This is a genomic window from Flavobacterium sp. HNIBRBA15423 (assembly GCF_052655965.1).
In genome coordinates this window covers 2,281,275-2,300,569 of sequence record NZ_CP199751.1, presented here as the reverse complement: position 1 = coordinate 2,300,569, position 19,295 = coordinate 2,281,275, and the positions used below count along the sequence as shown (strand labels likewise).

16 protein-coding genes are annotated in these 19,295 nt (G+C 31.1%); 3 read left to right on the top strand and 13 right to left on the bottom strand.

What is annotated here, in order from left to right; translation table 11 throughout:
- Positions 1 to 576: 576 nt before the first annotated feature.
- A complete protein-coding gene (locus ACULEV_RS10390) occupies positions 577 to 1,581 on the top strand; it encodes an IS110 family transposase (RefSeq protein ID WP_445454988.1) in 1,005 nt (334 codons plus the stop codon).
- Between the two features lie 249 nt (positions 1,582 to 1,830).
- On the opposite strand, the gene ACULEV_RS10385 is transcribed toward ACULEV_RS10390, so the two are convergent.
- From ACULEV_RS10385 to ric, 5 genes are all read right to left on the bottom strand, one after another.
- Positions 1,831 to 4,824, bottom strand: coding sequence for a DEAD/DEAH box helicase (locus ACULEV_RS10385; RefSeq protein ID WP_445454987.1), 2,994 nt, complete (start codon positions 4,822 to 4,824; stop codon positions 1,831 to 1,833).
- A gap of 536 nt (positions 4,825 to 5,360) precedes the next feature.
- A complete protein-coding gene (locus ACULEV_RS10380) occupies positions 5,361 to 6,038 on the bottom strand; it encodes an anaerobic ribonucleoside-triphosphate reductase activating protein (protein ID WP_445454986.1) in 678 nt (225 codons plus the stop codon).
- Positions 6,032 to 6,196 carry an anaerobic ribonucleoside-triphosphate reductase gene (nrdD, locus tag ACULEV_RS10375; protein ID WP_445454985.1) on the bottom strand — a complete coding sequence of 55 codons (165 nt, stop codon included), beginning with the start codon at positions 6,194 to 6,196 and terminating at the stop codon, positions 6,032 to 6,034. The genes ACULEV_RS10380 and nrdD overlap by 7 nt, the downstream gene beginning before the upstream one ends.
- Positions 6,180 to 8,294: a ribonucleoside triphosphate reductase gene (locus ACULEV_RS10370; RefSeq protein ID WP_445454984.1), complete on the bottom strand. Its 2,115-nt coding sequence runs from the start codon at positions 8,292 to 8,294 to the stop codon at positions 6,180 to 6,182. Before ACULEV_RS10370 ends, nrdD begins: the two co-directional genes overlap by 17 nt.
- A gap of 38 nt (positions 8,295 to 8,332) precedes the next feature.
- The gene (ric, locus tag ACULEV_RS10365) at positions 8,333 to 9,058 is read right to left on the bottom strand and encodes an iron-sulfur cluster repair di-iron protein (RefSeq protein WP_445454983.1); all 726 of its coding nucleotides are present in this window, start codon (positions 9,056 to 9,058) and stop codon (positions 8,333 to 8,335) included.
- Between the two features lie 326 nt (positions 9,059 to 9,384).
- Here ric and nadA point away from each other — a divergent pair, with 326 nt between their 5' ends.
- Entirely contained in the window at positions 9,385 to 10,311 is a 927-nt protein-coding gene (gene nadA / locus ACULEV_RS10360; RefSeq protein ID WP_445454982.1) for a quinolinate synthase NadA, read from the top strand.
- A gap of 1 nt (position 10,312) precedes the next feature.
- A complete protein-coding gene (nadB, locus tag ACULEV_RS10355) occupies positions 10,313 to 11,827 on the top strand; it encodes an L-aspartate oxidase (protein ID WP_445454981.1) in 1,515 nt (504 codons plus the stop codon).
- Here nadB and ACULEV_RS10350 read toward each other — a convergent pair.
- From ACULEV_RS10350 to ACULEV_RS10315, 8 genes are all read right to left on the bottom strand, one after another.
- Positions 11,824 to 12,195, bottom strand: a complete 372-nt coding sequence (locus tag ACULEV_RS10350; RefSeq protein WP_445454980.1) for a group III truncated hemoglobin — start codon at positions 12,193 to 12,195, stop codon at positions 11,824 to 11,826. The two genes, nadB and ACULEV_RS10350, sit on opposite strands and share 4 nt — an antisense overlap.
- An 11-nt stretch (positions 12,196 to 12,206) precedes the next feature.
- The gene (locus tag ACULEV_RS10345; protein WP_445454979.1) at positions 12,207 to 12,974 is read right to left on the bottom strand and encodes an ABC transporter permease subunit; all 768 of its coding nucleotides are present in this window, start codon (positions 12,972 to 12,974) and stop codon (positions 12,207 to 12,209) included.
- An 87-nt stretch (positions 12,975 to 13,061) separates the two neighbouring features.
- Complete coding sequence (locus ACULEV_RS10340; protein WP_445454978.1) at positions 13,062 to 13,769, bottom strand: ABC transporter ATP-binding protein; 708 nt, start codon at positions 13,767 to 13,769, stop codon at positions 13,062 to 13,064.
- A 116-nt stretch (positions 13,770 to 13,885) separates the two neighbouring features.
- Positions 13,886 to 14,278 (bottom strand): four helix bundle protein, encoded by a 393-nt coding sequence (locus ACULEV_RS10335; protein WP_445454977.1) that lies wholly within the window; start codon positions 14,276 to 14,278, stop codon positions 13,886 to 13,888.
- Between the two features lie 141 nt (positions 14,279 to 14,419).
- Positions 14,420 to 15,655 carry a nitrous oxide reductase family maturation protein NosD gene (locus ACULEV_RS10330; protein WP_445454976.1) on the bottom strand — a complete coding sequence of 412 codons (1,236 nt, stop codon included), beginning with the start codon at positions 15,653 to 15,655 and terminating at the stop codon, positions 14,420 to 14,422.
- 2 nt (positions 15,656 to 15,657) lie between these two features.
- Complete coding sequence (locus tag ACULEV_RS10325) at positions 15,658 to 16,674, bottom strand: nitrous oxide reductase accessory protein NosL (RefSeq protein WP_445454975.1); 1,017 nt, start codon at positions 16,672 to 16,674, stop codon at positions 15,658 to 15,660.
- A gap of 57 nt (positions 16,675 to 16,731) precedes the next feature.
- The gene (gene nosZ / locus ACULEV_RS10320) at positions 16,732 to 18,708 is read right to left on the bottom strand and encodes a Sec-dependent nitrous-oxide reductase (RefSeq protein WP_445454974.1); all 1,977 of its coding nucleotides are present in this window, start codon (positions 18,706 to 18,708) and stop codon (positions 16,732 to 16,734) included.
- Positions 18,709 to 18,731: 23 nt separating this feature from the next.
- A complete protein-coding gene (locus ACULEV_RS10315; protein WP_445454973.1) occupies positions 18,732 to 19,214 on the bottom strand; it encodes a c-type cytochrome in 483 nt (160 codons plus the stop codon).
- Between the last annotated feature and the right edge of the window lie 81 nt (positions 19,215 to 19,295).

Here is a 19,295-nt window from a genome sequence, read left to right as displayed (position 1 = left end):
TAACCTATATAAGTTGTATATGTATGATTATAATATTGTTTACTTACAAATCTAATTTTTACTTTTTAGACTTGCAATAGGTATTTTTACCTGTTTTATGTTTTTGTAAAAATAGTATTAAAGTTTTAGTGTAATTTACGGGAAAGCGTATAAATGAAAAGTATTTTATTGCTTTTTTGATTGCTATTGAAATGGTGTTTAAAATTCTAAACGTTTTTTATAGCCCTTGCTGCGCAAAGTCTCCTGACTTTGAGCTAAACTATAAAAAATAATTAAATTATGTATTTAATAAATTATGACTTACTTGTAATAATAAATTAACTGCAGTTATATTAATTATACCTCAAAGTCAGGAGACTTTGCCTTTACTTTGGATTAGATAAAAAATGATTAAATTTATTCAAAGGAAAGCAGAGGTGAACTTTAGACTTTGCTAGTATAAGAACTATGCTCCGCAGTAGTCCTCTGCCTTCTCCTTGAACCCAGTTGAATTGCTTCAAATAGAATGATAGACATAGCGGTCTAATAAAGGCTCTAAAGAAGTTCAACATTTTTGTTTATCCTAATCTCAAAGTTATGAAAAATTATTTATTTCACTCAGGAATTGACATTTCAAAATTAAAGTTAGATGTAAACCTATTAAATTCTCAAACATTACAGTCAGAACATTTTGTGATTAATAATAATCCAAAATCAATAAAGGAATTTGTAAAACTATTGACTAAACGAAAAATTGATGTAAAAGACATTTTGTTTTGTTGTGAAAATACAGGTGTTTACACCAATCATTTAAGTTATATTTTATTAGGTTTGAAATTAGATTTATGGATTGTTCCAGCTATTGAAATCAAACGTTCAAAAGGAATATCAAGAGGTAAAAATGACAAAACAGATGCTAAAGATATTTCATATTATAGTTTTAGAAATATTGATAAATTAAGATTAAACGAGTTGGTAGAAATTGATATACAAAAATTAAAAATGCTTTATACAGAAAGAGAAAAAGCACTTAAATCCTTATTGCTTCTGGAAACAACCAAGGAAAATAGCGAGTTTGTTATTAAAGAGGTTTATAAAGAAGTTTTACCAATCAACCAATCTTTGATAAATAGTATCAAAAAAAGTATCTGTAAAATTGAGAAGAGAATTAAAGAAATAATCAAATCCAATGAAAAATTAAACAATCAATATAAATTAATAAAATCAGTTCCTGGTATTGGTGAGCAAACAAGTCTTTATTTTATTATAGCGACAAAAGCATTTTCCTCTTTTAAAAACTGGAGACAATTTGCTTGTTATTCTGGAGTTGCCCCATTTGAATATAGTTCTGGAACAAGTATAAAAGGAAGAACTAAAGTAAATCATATGGCTGATAAAAAAATGAAGTCATTATTGCAAATGTGTGCCATGACCACATTAAAATATGATCCACAATTGAAGGAGTACTATTCAAAGAAGAAAGAAGAAGGTAAAAACTCAATGCTTGTATTAAACAATATTAGATGCAAACTTATAAGTAGAGTCTTTGCTGTTGTAAACAGAGAAACTCCATATATCAATACTTATAAATTTGCATCATAAAATTTAATCTTTTTTAGTTGTTTTTTATCATAGAATGCGGAGCTGGGGCAGTATTTTTTTCAATACTTAAATCAACAATTGCAAAATATGGTTTTCCATTTTGTATTTTCAACCATTTATATGTTGTATTTTCTATTTTAGCAGATAGTTGATTTAAGGTTACAGCTAACGTTTTGCAGCTATGAAAGGTAGGGCTTTTTCTTGAGCGTGTACGTAGCCCTATCTTTTATAGGTGTTGTTATCTGTACTTTATTCACTGCAAAATACTTTTAATTTACACCCTAAAGCACCAACATTGGCTAGGGTTCCATTAAGCAAAACTAAAGCCTGAAGTGCAACACTATTTCCCGAATCCTGACCTAATTTTTTGATGAATTCTTTTTTGGAGAGTATACCACCCAAGAAGAGCCATACTTCTTTATCGATTGAGGGATCAGATATCTTTAAATTTATATGCTTCCAAGTATCATCAGGGTTTGAGAATGTGCCATATCGTAACCGGTCTTTAACTTGACCAGATACTCCTCGGGCGGTCCATGGATTCCCCCATTTTGAATTAACGCCTGATGGTTTTTTGGAATTAAACATGGACAAATATTCGATGTTTTTAGTTGCTTGACCACAAACGTCCATTAGGTTAGATGCAGATACCTTTGAAGCACTTTTTGAACCAACTCCTTTGACATGGATAAAAGCAACTTTACCTTTAGTACAAAGTATAAAATCGGCAACTTCCTCACCCATATCATCACAAATTAAAAGCTCCAAATCATCGAATTCTTTTTCAATTATTGTTCTCTTGCATTTCTCATCTATGAAATTGAACATTGAATTTATATCCCATTTCTTTTCGTCTGAAGAACATGCACTGCCTTTTTCATTTTTGATAGTCGCTAATTCTTTAACAGGGACCAATACATTTCTTAGTTGAAATTCGGATTTATTAAAAAGTTTAGATCCAAACTTAATATTGGGATTATAAAATCTACCAAACGCATAGAATACGTTCTTCTTATTTGTAATAATTCTGAAACTTTGTTTAGAATTTAATAAATAAACCAAGTCAATTTTATCTTCATTCCAGTAGGATTCAGAAATTGACTCAGACTCAATGTAAAATGATTTCTTTTTAGGGTCATAAACTATTTCTGCGTCATATTCTTCATTATTAAGTGTAACCTTAAATTCAAATTTATTTTTGTTCTTAACGATTTCCGAGGCAACCTCAAAAGACTCTAGATCAGTTTCATCAATTTTATATTGTATTTGTTTTATTTCAGAGAAATCTAGTAGAATATGTTTTGGCTCGATTACTTCATTGACCTCAATTTCCTTTGCATATCTGCTGAATACAGAAATTGACTGGGTCGAAGAGTCCAAAATCTTAATAAGATGGTCTAACCATAATAGATAGTCTTTAAGTACAAATTTCAAGTTGGATTGAGTTATTCTCCCGTTTGAGAAACCAAGATACCGCCGGTAATTTTCAGGATTACTTCCTCCTTGTATTGCTTGTTCAAGACTATAACCAATTGCTGAAGAAATAACTTGGCCGTGATCATCAAGAAACGGCGCTATATCAGCGATAGATCCTGCACTAAATGAATGTGAGGAGATAGAAGAATTTCCAAGATTTGAATTTTTTAATGATACACTTGTTAATCTTGAATCTGACCTGTTAGAAATTAATTTCTTCAGTTTAGAAGTACTAATTGGTGATATTTCTTTTGGTGCAAGAATTGAATTAAGACCATTGCCTTGGGTGTTGTAAAATGCGATGTATTTATCAAATACTTTGTAAAAACTAATTTGAAGATTGACGTTGAAAAAATATGTATCGACTAAATGAGAGGAATTTGAGTATGAAATATGTATAAATAAACCACTCTCATTTGATACTTTGAAAAAAGTACTTCGATGGTCATTTTCATCTAAATAGGTTTTAATTTCAGATTTAATAAGATCACTTGTCCAAAATGATTTTTCATAAATGTTGCAGCTTAGTGGAAGGGCAATTTCCTCTTCAACATACTTTATTTCACTATCTAAATAATTTGATCTGAAAGTTCTATCTATATACTCAATATTGGGAAGTTCTTTCAGTACTTCGAGCAGAGAATCACCATAAGTTGAGCCAACAGAATTTTTGAATTGTTCATCATATTTTATATAATTATTCCAAATCGTTTGATGAGATTTTGTTTCATCGTCTAGAACGTATGCCAAGTTATCTGTTTCCTTCTCGGGATTTCTAAGGATTCTGCCGATTTGTTGAATGAGTTGACGCGAATTACGCATTGGCTTATATGTAGCAAGCATTCTGAATCTTGGATCATCAAATCCCTCTATTAATTTAAACTGATGGATCCAAATAGTAGCGTCTGTGTCTTTAGAAGGAACTTTTTTGTGTTGCCAAGGTTGTTTAGGATTATTAAATCTCTCATGGATTCCAACAAATTTGATTTTCTTATCATTTAGCACTTTTGCGATCTTAAGAATCTCTTTATGGTCTTCGCATCGAATCATAAGGCGCGCATCTTTATGCTTCGCACAATTCTTTGTAAACTCGAGAAGAACTTTATCGACGAAGTCTTTCGGATTTGACTTAAATTTGATTGGAATAAATTCTGGAGTTCTCAGTATGTTTAGTTTCTCGGCTTCACTCTGAGTTATCGAATAAACATACTCAAAACTAAAATTAAACTTCTTCAGGTCATTCCTGAATGGAGTTGCAGTAAAGATAATTTTAGGAGAAAGAATTGTTCTTATTGTCTCGCTCCAATTTTTTGCAGGCTCATAATGACCTTCATCAAAAATTACTAAATCAAATTTTTCACAAACCTCTTTGAATAATGTGGGGTTTCTTTTGTAAGTAGAATTTAACTTCTGAATTGTGGTAACTACTATTTTCTCATGATGTTCCTTTTGAAATTGTTTATCCGATGTCAATTTCACAACTCCTTTTGGTGAAGCTGGTTTGTATTTAATTTTACTGAAGAATTCAGAATTTATTTCTTCATAAAGTTGAGTTCTTAGAACATCTCGAGGAGCAACAACCAAAACACCTTTGACGTTTGGGTTTAAGTGTGAAATACAAGTAATAACTCCAGTTTTGCCTGAACCAGTTGGCATCTTAATAAGGCAAGAAGCTTTAGTTGAACCTTTTTGAAAGTCTGCAATATATGATTCGATCTTTGAAATTGCTTTTTCTTGTGGAGCCCACAGGTTACTTGGCTTTGTCATAGTGGTTCTTTATAACAGATAACTTATTTATATGTATGACATAATCATACATAGCTAGCCTATATAAGTTGTATATGTATGATTATAATATTGTTTACTTACAAATCTAATTTTTACTTTTTAGACTTGCAATAGGTATTTTTACCTGTTTTATGTTTTTGTAAAAATAGTATTAAAGTTTTAGTGTAGTTTACGGGAAAGCGTATAAATGAAAAGTATTTTATTGCTATTGAAATGGTGTTTAAAATTCTAAACGTTTTTTATAGCCCTGATAGTAGTGGAAATCCTGTTATTGCGTAAGCTGTTTTTGTGATTAGATTGTTTTGTTCCTCGCAATGACAGATTGTAACGAATAGCGGGACTGCTTTTCTACTGAAATTTTGCTATTGTGCTTCTTGGAAATGAGGAATATAGTAGTAGATTCTGATTCGCTTTGGCAACGGAATGATATAAAGATTCTGATTCGACTAGGCGAATCAGAATGACAAAAAGTTCAGAATGACAAGGTTGTGGACTTTTTGGACAGTCTCTTTTTTTTATCTAATTACGATTGTTGGTTTTTTTAATGCGTTTAATTCTTCATATTTCAAGCTTGTTGCTCTTGATAATGGAGCTAAAGTTTTACTTCCATTAATGAAATTTTGGACATAAAAATTACCTGAATATCCGTTCTCATCAAGATAATTTTGCATTTCAATTAAATCATCAATTGTACAAAGTTCAGAATGGTATGTTGTTCTTATTTCGTAGGCTATTTTCGAAGTCTTTAAAAGCTCAAAAGAGGCTTCAAATTCATAAAACAAATTGGATTTTGTAATTGCTTCAAATTTATTGGGTAACGCTTTAAAGTCTAATGCTACATAATCCACTAAATTGCCATTAATTAATTCTTTTAAAACAGTTGGACTACTTCCATTAGTGTCAATTTTAACAAGGAATCCCATTTCTTTTACAGCTTTAATATGATTCAATATGTTTCTATGGATGAGACATTCTCCACCACTAAAAACTACTGCATTAAGCAATCCAATTCTGGTTTTTAAAAACAGAAGTACTTCTGAAAAAGAAATAGTTCCTTTACCTAAAACAATTTCAGGATTATAGCAATATAAACAACGCATATTGCAACCAGCATACCATAAAATACAAGAAGATTTATCGGGATAATCTAAAAGTGTAAATGGTGTTATATTAGAAATTATTTTTGCTAACACACATCTTCTTTGAAATGAACTCGTTGTTTGTGTTCGCCTTTTTTACCAATATTGAAACTTTCTACTGGTCTGTGATAACCCATTACTCTGGTGTAAACCAAACATTTCGTTCTTAAATGTTGATTTTGTTCTACTACTTCGTTAGTTTTTGTGCTCATAAGTTGTGTTATTAAGGTTTTCAATTAAAATTTCATCGCATTTCGGACAATACTCGTGTTCTCCATTTAGATAGCCGTGAATTGGACAAACACTAAAAACTGGAGTGACTGTTATATAAGGTAATTTGAAATTTGAAAGTACTGTTTTTACAAAGTTTTTACAAGCTTCAGGGGAACTAATTCGCTCATTCATATACAAATGCAATACAGTTCCACCCGTATATTTACATTGTAATTCATCTTGCATTAGTAACGCTTCAAATGGATCTTGGGTAAAATCGACAGGTATTTGTGAGCTATTGGTATAATAAATATTTTCTTCCATGCCAGCTTGTAAAATTCCTGGGAAACGTTTTTTGTCTTCTTTAGCAAAACGGTAGGTAGTTCCTTCTGCAGGAGTAGCTTCAAGATTATATAGATTACCTGTTTCTTCTTGATATTCTTTCATTCGATTTCGGATATAATCCAAAACTTCCAAGCAAAATTCATTACCATAGTTAGAAGTTAAATCGTGTAAATCATCTGTAAAATTGCGAACCATTTCGTTCATTCCGTTTACACCTATAGTTGAAAAATGATTTCTAAAATGAGACAAATACCTTTTGGTATAAGGAAACAATCCTCTATCATACATTTCTTGGATAAAGATTCTTTTCTTTTCTAAAGTAGATTTTGCAATAGCTAATAATTTATCTAATTGTTTATATAAACCTACTTTATTATTTTTATATAAGTAGCCAAGTCTAGCCATATTTATTGTAACTACTCCGATGCTTCCTGTCATTTCTGCACTTCCAAAAAGTCCGTTACCTCGTTTTAATAATTCACGTAAATCGAGTTGTAAACGGCAACACATGCTACGCACAGCATTTGGTTTATATGCATTTGGGTTTTCAATTTGGTTTCCATTTTCATCTAAAATATATTGACTTCCTATAAAATTTTGGAAGTAAGACGAACCAATTTTTGCTGTATTTTCGAAAAGAATTTCAGTATTTTCTCCATCCCAATCAAAATCTTCTGTAATATTTACTGTTGGAATTGGAAAAGTAAAGGGCTGACCATTTGCATCACCTTCAGTCATTACTTTATAATAAGCTTTATTAATAAGGTTCATTTCTTTTTGAAAATGTTCGTACCTCATTTCTTCTAAGTTTACAACTCCTCTTTCTTTCGCTTTTTGTACTAGAATTTCTTTTTCAATTCCTCTAAACAAATGAATGTCATTTTTGGTTGGAACCTGTTCTTTCAAATCAGAAGGAACAACCCAATCTAAAGTAATATTTGTAAAAGGTGATTGGCCCCAACGAGCTGGAACATTTAAATTGTAAACAAAGCTTCTTATGGCTTTTAAAACTTCGTCAAAAGATAAATTATCTTTAAAAACATAAGGTGCTAAATAAGTGTCAAATGAACTAAAAGCTTGCGCTCCAGCCCATTCACTTTGAAGAATTCCTAAAAAATTTGCCATTTGACCTAGTGCTTCTCTAAAGTGAGATGGAGCCCTACTTTCTACACGTCCTCGAACACCATTAAAACCTTCGTTTAACAAAACTCTTAAACTCCAACCGGCACAATAACCCGTTAAACAATCTAAATCATGAATATGAATATCACCATTTCTGTGAGAATAGCCTTCTTCTTTAGTGTATACTTTATCCAACCAATAGTTTGCAATTATTTTACCAGCAGTGTTGTTTACTAAACCTGCATTTGAATAAGAGGTATTTGCATTAGCATTTATTCGCCAATCGGTTTGTAAAATATATTCTTCAATAGTTTGAGTGCTGTCTACATAAGTGGTGTCATCATTTAAACCTTCAATATGCTCTCTCTGTAATTTTCTTGTGTGACGAAATAACATGAAAGAACGCATCACAGTGAAATAACCTTTCTCAAAGAGAGTTCTCTCTATACTGTCTTGAATGTCTTCAACTGACCAAACTTCTTTACTCTTTAATGCATTTGTTACTGTTTTAAAAATGCTATCATCATAGGGTATGGAAACACTCTTAAAGCTCTTTTCAATGGCATCTTTTATTTTATAACTTTCATAAAGTTTATAATCTCCATTTCTTTTAATTACATATAATTCCATTGCCGAATAAATTTAGATTAATAGTTGTTCTATCTTTATTAAGAAAACATTTTTTCTTCCATTTCAAGAGCTTTAATGAATAAAATATTGTTCTCTAAGTGAATGTGCTTATGTAAGTCTTGTTCAAATTCTTGTAACATGGAGAAGGTAACTGTATAGGTATTACAAGCATCAGAAGGAGGTGTATAGTTATTGGTTAAATCTGCAATTTTTACAAATCGTTCTCCTTCATTTTCGTGTTCATGTTTCATCATTGCAATAGGATTTTCAACAGTTCCAAAGTGAGGTTGTTCTAAAGCTTGATTTGTACGAATTGCATTTGCCATTTGTTTGATAAATGGAAATAAAATCAATTCTTCTTTTTTCATGTGTTTGGCTAACTCACCAGCACAACCTATGAACAGTTCATTAATTAAAAATAATTCAGGATGTGCATTACCATGAACTTTGCAAAGTTTGTCTAAAAAGGCTAATAAAATAGGCGTTTTTTCCTCTACATAGCGATGATGTGTTTTTTCAATATAATCCACTAATAAATCACTTGGCCATGATTTAAAATCAATAGAATTTTCAGATTTTGTTTCTAATAATTGGTTAACTTTTGTTTCAATTTCTTTAAAATCCAATCCTTTTTTACTACAAGCTTCTTCAATAGTTCTATTGCCTTTGCAACAAAAATCGATTCCATATCTTGAAAAAATAGCAGCTGTTCTAAAATCTTTTGCTACATATTCACCAATTGTTTGTTTTTCTATAGTATTCATAATTATTTTGATTTATCATAGAAAGTAACTTGATTTTCAAATTACAATTGGAACAAAATTACGTCTAAAAACACCTTTCATTTTATGATTAAAGTCATATCACAGCTTAATTTTTTGCTTTTATTTTGTGTTTTTAAATAATTTAAATGCTATTAAAATGGAAGAGGTTAATAGCGACTGTTTTACATAGGGTATTTTGATATTAAAGACAAGAATAAAACATGCAAAGATGTAATTGAAACATCGCTAGATATTACCAATACAAAAGAATTAAAGGTGAACAACAACTATTAGATTGGAATTAAATTTTTCACACAAGAATTAAAATGAAAACATTAAAAGAAAAGATTCTTCAATTAAAAAAGGAGAAAAATGCTGTTATTTTAGCCCACTATTATCAAGAAGAAGCCATACAAGAAATTGCTGATTATGTGGGTGATAGTTTAGGTCTTTCACAAGAAGCAGTAAACGTTGATGCTGCAATTATTTTATTTGCTGGAGTACATTTTATGGCAGAAACTGCAAAAATTTTAAACCCAAATAAAAAAGTTATTTTGCCCGATTTAAAAGCGGGTTGTTCCTTAGCAGATTCTTGTCCACCAGATTTATTCAAGGCATTTAAAGAACAACATCCTAATCATATTGTTATAACTTATGTTAATTGTTCGGCTGAAATTAAAGCCCTTTCAGATATTGTTTGTACTTCATCAAATGCCTTAAAAATTGTTAATTCTATTCCAAAAGAAACCCCTATTATTTTTGCACCAGATAAGAATTTAGGCAAATATATTATGGAGCAAACAGGAAGAGAAATGGTACTTTGGGACGGTTCGTGTATTGTACACGAAGCGTTCTCACTTGAAAAATTAATTGATTTATACAAACAACATCCAGATGCTGTAATTATTGCGCATCCAGAATCGGAAACTCATATTTTAAAAACAGCTAAATATATTGGTTCCACAGCTGGAATGATAAATTATGTAAAAGAATCTTCTTCTAATAAATTTATAGTGGCCACTGAAGCAGGAATTTTATACAAAATGCAACAAGAAGTACCTCAAAAAACACTAATTCCAGCTCCTTCTCACGAAGATAATACTTGTGCTTGTAGTGAATGTGCCTTCATGAAAATAAACACACTACAAAAAGTATATGATTGTTTGCTAAATGAAACTCCAGAAATTCAAGTTCCATTGTCTATTCAAGAAAAAGCATTAGTGCCTATTAATCGAATGCTAGCCTTATCTTAAAATGAAACAAACCCATTATTTAGTTATAGGTTCAGGTATTGCGGGATTAACTTTTGCAATTAAAACAGCTTCTCATTTTCCTGATAAAAAAGTTACAATCATTACCAAGTCTAATGCATCAGAATCGAACACAAAGTATGCTCAAGGTGGTATTGCAGTAGTGATGAACCAAATTGAAGATAATTTTCAAAAGCACATTGAAGATACTTTAATTTGTGGAGATGGTTTATGCGATAAAGAAGTTGTAAAAATGGTGGTTACTGAAGGACCAAAAAGAGTACAAGAATTAATAGATTGGGGAACACACTTTGATAAAAATAAGGAAGGAAGTTTAGATTTAGGAAAAGAAGGTGGTCATTCTGAAAATCGTGTGGTTCATCATAAGGATCAAACAGGTTATGAAATTGAAAGAGCCATTTTAAGAAAAGCCCATTTACAAAAAAACATAGAAATTCTAGATTTTCATTTTGCAATAGATTTAATTACTAAAGATAATTGCTGTTTAGGCATTTATGCATTAAATGAAATAACAAATGAGATTCTCACTTTTCAAGCTGATTATACTTTATTAGCAACAGGAGGAATTGGACAAGTATACGGACATACAACTAATCCAGAAATTGCAACTGGAGACGGAATTGCCATGGCAAAAAGAGCAAATGCAACTCTTAAAAATATGGAGTTTATTCAATTTCATCCAACAGCTTTATTTAGTAAAGATTTAACGTCTACCTTTTTAATTTCGGAAGCTGTAAGAGGGTTTGGAGCTTATTTACGCAATAAAGAAGGGAATCGTTTTATGTTAAACTATGATAAACGTGGTGAATTAGCTTCTCGAGATATTGTTTCGCAGTGCATTGAAAAAGAATTGAAAAACTCTGGAAATGAATGTGTGTATTTAGATTGTACCCATTTGGATATAATTAGTTTTAAAAATCATTTTCCAATGATTTATGAACGTTGTTATGATATAGGAATTGTAATTGAGAAAGATTGGATTCCTGTTGTTCCTGCTCAACATTATGTATGTGGTGGAATTGAAGTAGATTGTAACGGGAAAACGTCTATTAAAAACTTATTTGCCTGTGGAGAATGCTCTCATACTGGCTTACATGGAGCAAATAGATTAGCTTCCAATTCTTTATTAGAAGCTCTAGTATATTCAGATAGAATTTTTAATTATTTGAAAGTGCATACTAAAACAAATTTAACAATAAACATCCCAAATCTTAGGACACAAAACAATCAAAAATTAGATGCTAATTGGGTTATTTCAACAAGGAAAAAACTACAAATACTTATGCAAAAAAATGTTGGTATTGTTAGAAACAATCAAAGTCTAGAACTAACAAAAAGCCAACTAAATTCTTGGAAAACTGAAATAGAAAGTTTAAAATCGAATGTGCTATTAACTAAGGAAATGTGCGAACTTGAAAACATGATAGACACTTCACTTTTAATAGTGAAGCATTCTTTAAAACGTACAGAAAACAAGGGTGGATTTGTAAAAAACTAATCCAGTGCTTTATCCATCATTGCTTTGGAAATATTCATCGCTCTGTTTTTTATTTCTTTGGCTTTTTCTCCTATAAATAATTGATCAACGGTTTGATTAAAAATGGTATTCCAACGATTAAAGTGGGTAAACCCAATAGGTGATTTTTGATTTAATGATTTGTGTGTCATCATGGGATTTCCATCAAAATTTCCTGTAGAAAAAAGAATGTTTTCCCAAAAATCATACATTCTAGGTAAATGCAATTCCCAATTCGTATGAGCCACGTCTGTAAAAATATAACCAATGATTTCGTCCGTTTTAACTCTATCATAAAAAGTATTCACTAATTTGATAATGTCTTCTCTATTTTGAATGTCTTTTTTCATAATATATTAAATTACAAATCTTTGTTTTTAAATTTAAACAAGGAAACAAAAAAGGGAACAATTGCCCACAAACACAACAACATAAAAGAGATAATCAATCCTATTGTTGTTCCAAAAAAATCTTTAAAAATAGCTCCTGTATAACCCATCATTGCAGAAACATCTAATTGTAATAATATTTGAATTCGAGCTAAGTCAATAGGGTTAAAAGCCGAAATACCAACCATTGCTTTTTCAATAGGATATTCTGATAATTGAAACAATAAAAACAAAACCATTCCATCAAATAATAAGGCAAAAAATAACCAGGTCATTATTGCAATTCCTATTCCTTTTGCTTTATCTCTTGTTAAAATGGAACTCAAAAAAGCCAGTGCTACAAACACAATTGAAATAATACAGCCTATTATAATCATCATCATTCCAACTGTATTTGGAGCATATATTAGTAATGGAATTCCAGCTCCAATAAAAAAGGCTACAGCCATTGAAGAAGATAATCCTAAAAACAAACTCATCCAAATTTTAACTCTTTTGATGGGTTGGCTTAATAAAAGCTCAATAAATTCGGAACTATTGTATAAATAAATAGTGGCAAAAAGGATAGAAACTAAAGGAACTGTAAATAAAATTACATTTAAAATAGTTAGTAATCCTTTAGAGGAATTGTCTTCCAAAGTAAACGAACTCCAAGACAAAATTGCTAAAATTAGCGTGTAAACTAATACAATTTTGTTCTTTAAAATATCGGATAATATGATTTTTATTATTCTATTCATTTTTATTTTATTTGTATATTGTATTGTTGTATACTGTATATTGCAAAATGTAAATCAACAATACATTATACAATTTTACAGCATACATTATACAGTTTTCTTCAACACTGAAGCTATTGCCTTTGAAATTTTAGATTCATTCGTTTCTTTTAGAAGAGCAGCTACTTTTTTATGAAAAAGAACTTCTCCATCTTGCATAAACACTATTTCGGTTATTAAATCATCTAACTCGCTTAACAAATGGGAAGTAATTAAAATGAGTTTTCCTTTTTCTTTTTCCTTGATAATTTTTTCTTTTAATAATTCTGAAGCCAATGGATCTAAACCAGCTGTAGGTTCGTCTAATATCAAAACATCTGGATTAAATAAGAACGCTAGTGTTGCACTCACTTTTTGTGTAGTTCCTCCAGAAAGGGTTCGCATTTGCTTATCAAACATTTTTTCTAATTCAAAAGCTCTTATCAAGTCTTCATCTAAATTTTCATTAGAATTTCTAATGGTTTTAATCATTTCAATAATTTGACCAATTGTCATTGTATCTGGATAACGACCAATTTGTGGCATATATCCAATATTTTTGCGGTACAAATATTCTTTAGCAATGGGTTTTGCATTAAAAGTAATAGTTCCTTTATCGGGTAAAACCATTCCTAAAACAGCTTTAATTAATGTTGTTTTTCCGCACCCATTTGGACCAATTAGCGCTATACACTCTCCTTTATTACAGCTGAGATTTACGTTTTTTAGCACTTCTAATTTGCCAAACTTTTTATCTATATTTTTTATTTCTATCATTATTCTTGTTTCGGGTTAAAGGTTACGGGTCACGGGTTGTGAGTTTCGAGTTGTGGGTTTCGAGTTGTGGGTTTCGAGTTGTGGGTTTTGGGTTAAACTTGTAACTTTTAACAATTTTATTTATCAAATTTACTTCCTTTGTTATCCGATTTTACTAAATAAGACATGAATGCTCCTATTTTTTTACTTTCTGTAATTGTTTTGTTTTTTAAAAATTCAAATTCTTCTTTACTAATGTGATTTCTATCCAATGCTCTATATAATTGAGATCTTAATTCACCACAAGAACCTTTTGAATAACTTAAGAAATTTATAAATTCTCTTCTGCCATTTCTTTCAAATCCTTCTGCTATATTATCCATTATAGACCCTGAAGATCTATTCATTTGATTTCTTAATTCAAAATCTTTTCCAAGAGTTGTTTTTTCAAATAAGTCCCAAACATCTTGACCTATTTCTCTACTTAATTGCCAAATATCTAACTCTTCAAAAGTGTTTATTGTTGCCATAATTTATTAGTTTTATTAGTTGCGGATTGCGAGTTACAGAACGTAAAATAAAAACAAATCCCTTACATTTTAAAATCAATAAATAGTAACCATTAGTTTACAACTTTCAACGCATAACCCGCAACTCGCAACTCGAAACCTTTAACCCGAAATCATTTTCATCAAAGGCTTGTTGTCTATAAAATTATCAGGTGTTATACTAGGTAAAATTTTTTCAGATTTATCTAAAAGCGTTATCATAAAACTACGATACAACAGCATAGTAGAAGGATTACTTTCGGCTAAAACAGCAAATAAACTGAGTGGGTGATAGGGTACATCTCCAAAACCATTTTTATCTAAATCGTAGCCTTCATATTTATCCCAATAATTAGAATCAAATTTGTTTAGTACTAAACTTCCATTGGTTCCCATATCAAAAGTGTTTCCTATAAAATTATTACCTACGATTTCATTATCATCACAACTGGCTTGAACGACCATTGCCCAACCATTTTCTTGAAATAAATTGTTTTCAAATTTCATTCGATTTGAGCCTTCCATGTAAACAGCTGCTGTATTTTTAATGAATTTATTGCCTAATATATAACCATCATTCAATTCTTTTAACAATAATCCGTAGGCAGATTGTCCCCAGTTTTCATCAAATTTATTGTTCATCATTTTTACTTCTTTGCTATACATTACAGCCACTCCAGCTCCATTGTTTCTAAAAGTATTAGTAATGTAAGAATCGTTGTGTGAAAACATAAAATGCAAGCCATAACGGATGTTATTTTGGCAAATGTTTCTCCAAATAACCGAATCATAAACAAATTCAAAATAAATACCATCACGATGTCCTTGAATGTGGTTGGCAATAATTTGAATATTATGACTTTTCCAGCAATGAATGCCATTTCCTAGTTTTTGTTCTTCTTTTCCGTAGGCTCTAATCTTGTTGTTTTTGATGATACAATGGGCTCCATTTTGAATGTAGATTCCAAAAAAATTATCCTCTAAAATATTGTTTTCAATGTGAATATAATTGTGACTATATACTTTTATTGCTGCAGGATCTTCCATTGAAGCATAAGAAGAACGAACAAACTTTAATCCTTTTACTACAATGCTATCTGCTTTTAAGGATAGAATTTCAAACTTTTTTTGTCCGTCTAAAACCGGGTAATCTTTGCCTAAAAGAACAATTTTTTTATCAATCGTAATATTTCCTTCTTTGTATGTTCCTTTATGAACTACAATAGTATCTCCAGCTTTTGCTAAAGTGATGGCTTCTTTGATAGATTTGATGTTTTCAGTAGGACCAACGTCTATTTTTTGTCCGTTCATTACGAATGAAATAATGCCTAAAAAAAATATGTAAGTAGCCTTTTTCATTACTATTGTTGAATAATGATGTTTGCCCAAGTAATTTCTCTAGCTTCTAATTTTTCTTTGAAAGAAATAGCTTCTTCTTGGCTTGAAAAAGCAGCCATATTGCCTCGCATTGGACTAGAAATGATGCCTCCTTTTAAATAAAATGCCGTTTCTGCGGGAATTAATACGTTCTCGGCATTATAGTGATGCACAAAATAAGATTTTACTTTTGTTTTATTTTCTTCTACATAAGCAGCCAAACAACTTAAATCGTCAAACTTATAAACTCGTCCTTTAGTGGTGATAATTTCCGAACCAAATTTTCCATCAGCAATACTCATTTTACAAAAAGCACATTGGTCCACATTTAATTTTAGTGGTTCTACAGTTTTGCTTTGGCAAGAAATGAGTAGGGTACTGGTAAACACTATTAAAACAGCTACATTCCCTTTTTTTTGAAATTTACTTATGAAATTATATTCTTTAAAAAGAACTACAACTAGTAAAAGTCCTGCTAAAATAAGCATCCAACCTCCTATGTCAGGAATAGAGTAGGCTCCAAAGTTTAACAATTGTTTGTATCCAATTAATGGTGGTTGATATGCCATTCCTGGAACTTTAATCGCTGCATTTGGATCTAAATTATGTCCATATTCATAGTTCCATTTGTAAAAATCGATAGCTGCTAACACTACAAATAATACAAATGTTCCAAAGAGTGTTATAATCCCTTTTCTATTGTTAATGAGCACCACAACTATTGAAAGTAAACCAAAAAAGAGCATTATGTAAGGTAAGATTTTAAACTCGATAAAATTTTCTGTGTGTAATGTTGCCATACCGATGTAATGATTTAAGCCATTGATAATTTCAACATCACCACCAATTTTATTGGCATGTAACTTTAACACTAAACCTTCTGGATATTGAGGTGCTTCTAATTCAATTTGCCACATTGGATATAATAAGGAAACAAAGAATAGAATGCTTACTATTGTTAATATAATTTTAGAAAGATTTGATATTTTTGAAGTATACATAACTTTTGAGTTTAAAAAGGGAATAGCATTGTTACTATTCCCTTCAATAATTTTTATTTATTTTGCTTTAGGAATGTTGGTTCCAACACTAAAAGAAATAGGAGTAGGGCTTCCTTTAGGCGAGACTCTTATATAGCCTTGCATTTCTTGGTGTAAGGCACTACAAAAATCGGTACAATAAAAAGGAACCGTACCTGCCTTTTCAGGAATCCATTTTAAGGTACTTGTTTCACCAGGCATGATTAATAATTCAGCAGTTTTAGCACCTTTTACAGAAAATCCGTGAGGTACATCCCAATCTTGTTCTAAATTAGTTATATGGAAATATACTTCATCGCCCACATTAATCCCTTCTATATTATCAGGAGCAAAGTGAGAACGTGTTGAGGTCATGTATACATGAACTGTATTTCCTTCTCTTACTACTTTAGACTCTTTCTCCCCTTTGGTTACATAAGGGTGATGGTTTTCTTCAATTTTATAGAATTTCAATTGCCCATTATTTCGGATTAAATCAGCTGGTGCAGCTTGTGCATAATGAGGTTCTCCAATAGTAGGAAAATCTAACAGCAGTTGCATTTTATCACCTGAAATATCATATAATTGGGCAGATTGGGTTAATTCTGGACCTGTTGGTAAATATCTATCTTTTGTAATTTTGTTGTAAGCCACCATATATTTACCAAAAGGTTTTTTACTATCACCACCAGGAATCATTAAGTGCCCTACAGAATAATAAGTAGGAACTCTATCTAATACTTTAAGCGTTTTAATATCCCATTTTACAATTTCTGAAGAAACAAACATGGTAGAATAAGCATTTCCTTTTTCGTCAAATTCTGTATGTAATGGACCTAAACCAGGTTTTTGTACTTCACCGTGAAGAACGGCATCATATTTAAGTACTGGAATTCCGTTATAATCACCTTCATAAGTTTTTTTACTAATGGCATCTAACATTTTTGTATAGCTAAATACAGGAATTAAAGCGGCTAATTTACCTGAACCTACAATATATTCTCCAGATGGATCCACATCACAACCGTGAGGCGATTTTGGACAAGGAATCATATAGCAAATATCTTTTAATTCCATTGCATCTAAAACTAAAACATCTTCTTTTATTTCAGAAACTGCTGAATGTGTTTTTTCATCCCAATAATTATGAGCATACTTGGCTTTTTCTCTTTTTCCTTTACCAGCTTTGATATATTCTTCTGCTTTTTTCCAATTAACAGCCATGATAAAATCTTTATCTTTTTGAGAAGCATTTACTTCTAAAAGCGTATTCGCTTGTTCGGAATTATAACAAGAGAAGAAGAACCATCCATGCGATTTTCCCTTACCTGCATGACTTAAATCGAAGTTTACTGCTGGTAAACGTAATTGAAAGGCAATATCCATTTCCCCTTCTTTTCCTACTTTTACAAAACTAATATGAGCTTTGTAATTTTCTTTATACGTATTAATGGGCACATCACCTTCTTCATAATCACCCGGTACTCCAAAACGTGTTCCAGCCACTACATATTCTGTATTTTCAGTAATAAATGGTGAGGAGTGATTTCCTGCACTGTTTGGCAATTCGATAATTTCTGCTGTTTTAAAGCGTTTTAAATCGATACGAGCAATACGAGGCGTGTTGTTTCCGTTAATAAAAACCCATCGTCCATCTACTTCACCATTTGTTTGAGACATCTCTGGGTGATGGGCATCATCCCATGGAATAAATCCGTGAGAAGTATTTAACATGGGTTTCGTTTCTTCACTAAAACCCCAACCGCTTTCTGGATCCACTGAAAAAACAGGAATTACTTTTAGCATTCTACCACTTGGCAAACCATAAACACTCATTTGTCCACTAAATCCACCTGAAATGAAATTATAGAACTCGTCATATTTACCTGGTGCAACATATACTTTTGATGCTGCGTCACCACTTACTGCATTACTTGAATTCTTGGGTTTACAGGAAGCAAAAAATGCTCCCATTAAAACGATAGCAAAAAATGCTTTTAAAAATCTATTTTTCATATACTTTCGATTTTAATTACTAATTATTTTACACCATCGTTTTTTCGCATGTATTCCAAAATGTCACGAGCTTCTGGGTCGCTTAAAGATTGGTTAGGCATACGCACTAAACACAATTCGAGTTGAGCTTGTAGTTCTGGATCTTTGTCAATCATTGGATCTGGATTAGTAATGAAGTTCATAATCCATTCTGGTTTTCTGCGTTCTGTAACGCCTTTCCAACCTGGTCCTACTAAACGTTCGTCTGTCATTTTATGACAAGAGGTACATTTTACATTGGCCTCTTTTTCACCATTTGCAGCCATGGCTTGGTCTAAAGAAGCTCCTAATTCAACGTTGCTGTGTTTTCCTTCACCTCTATTTGGATCATAAGAGGATGCATCTGTTGTTGCAGATTCTTCAGAAGTTGTAGGTGCTGAAAAATCTTCTCCTGGTTCTGATTTACTTTTTCCACATGAAAGGAATAAAGCAAATACAACTACTAACAATAAAGATAATTTGTTCATTTCTTATTATTTAAATTTATGATACAAATTTCAGGGTTTATTGCCTGTTTGTTTATGATTTAAATCATAAGGAATAAAATA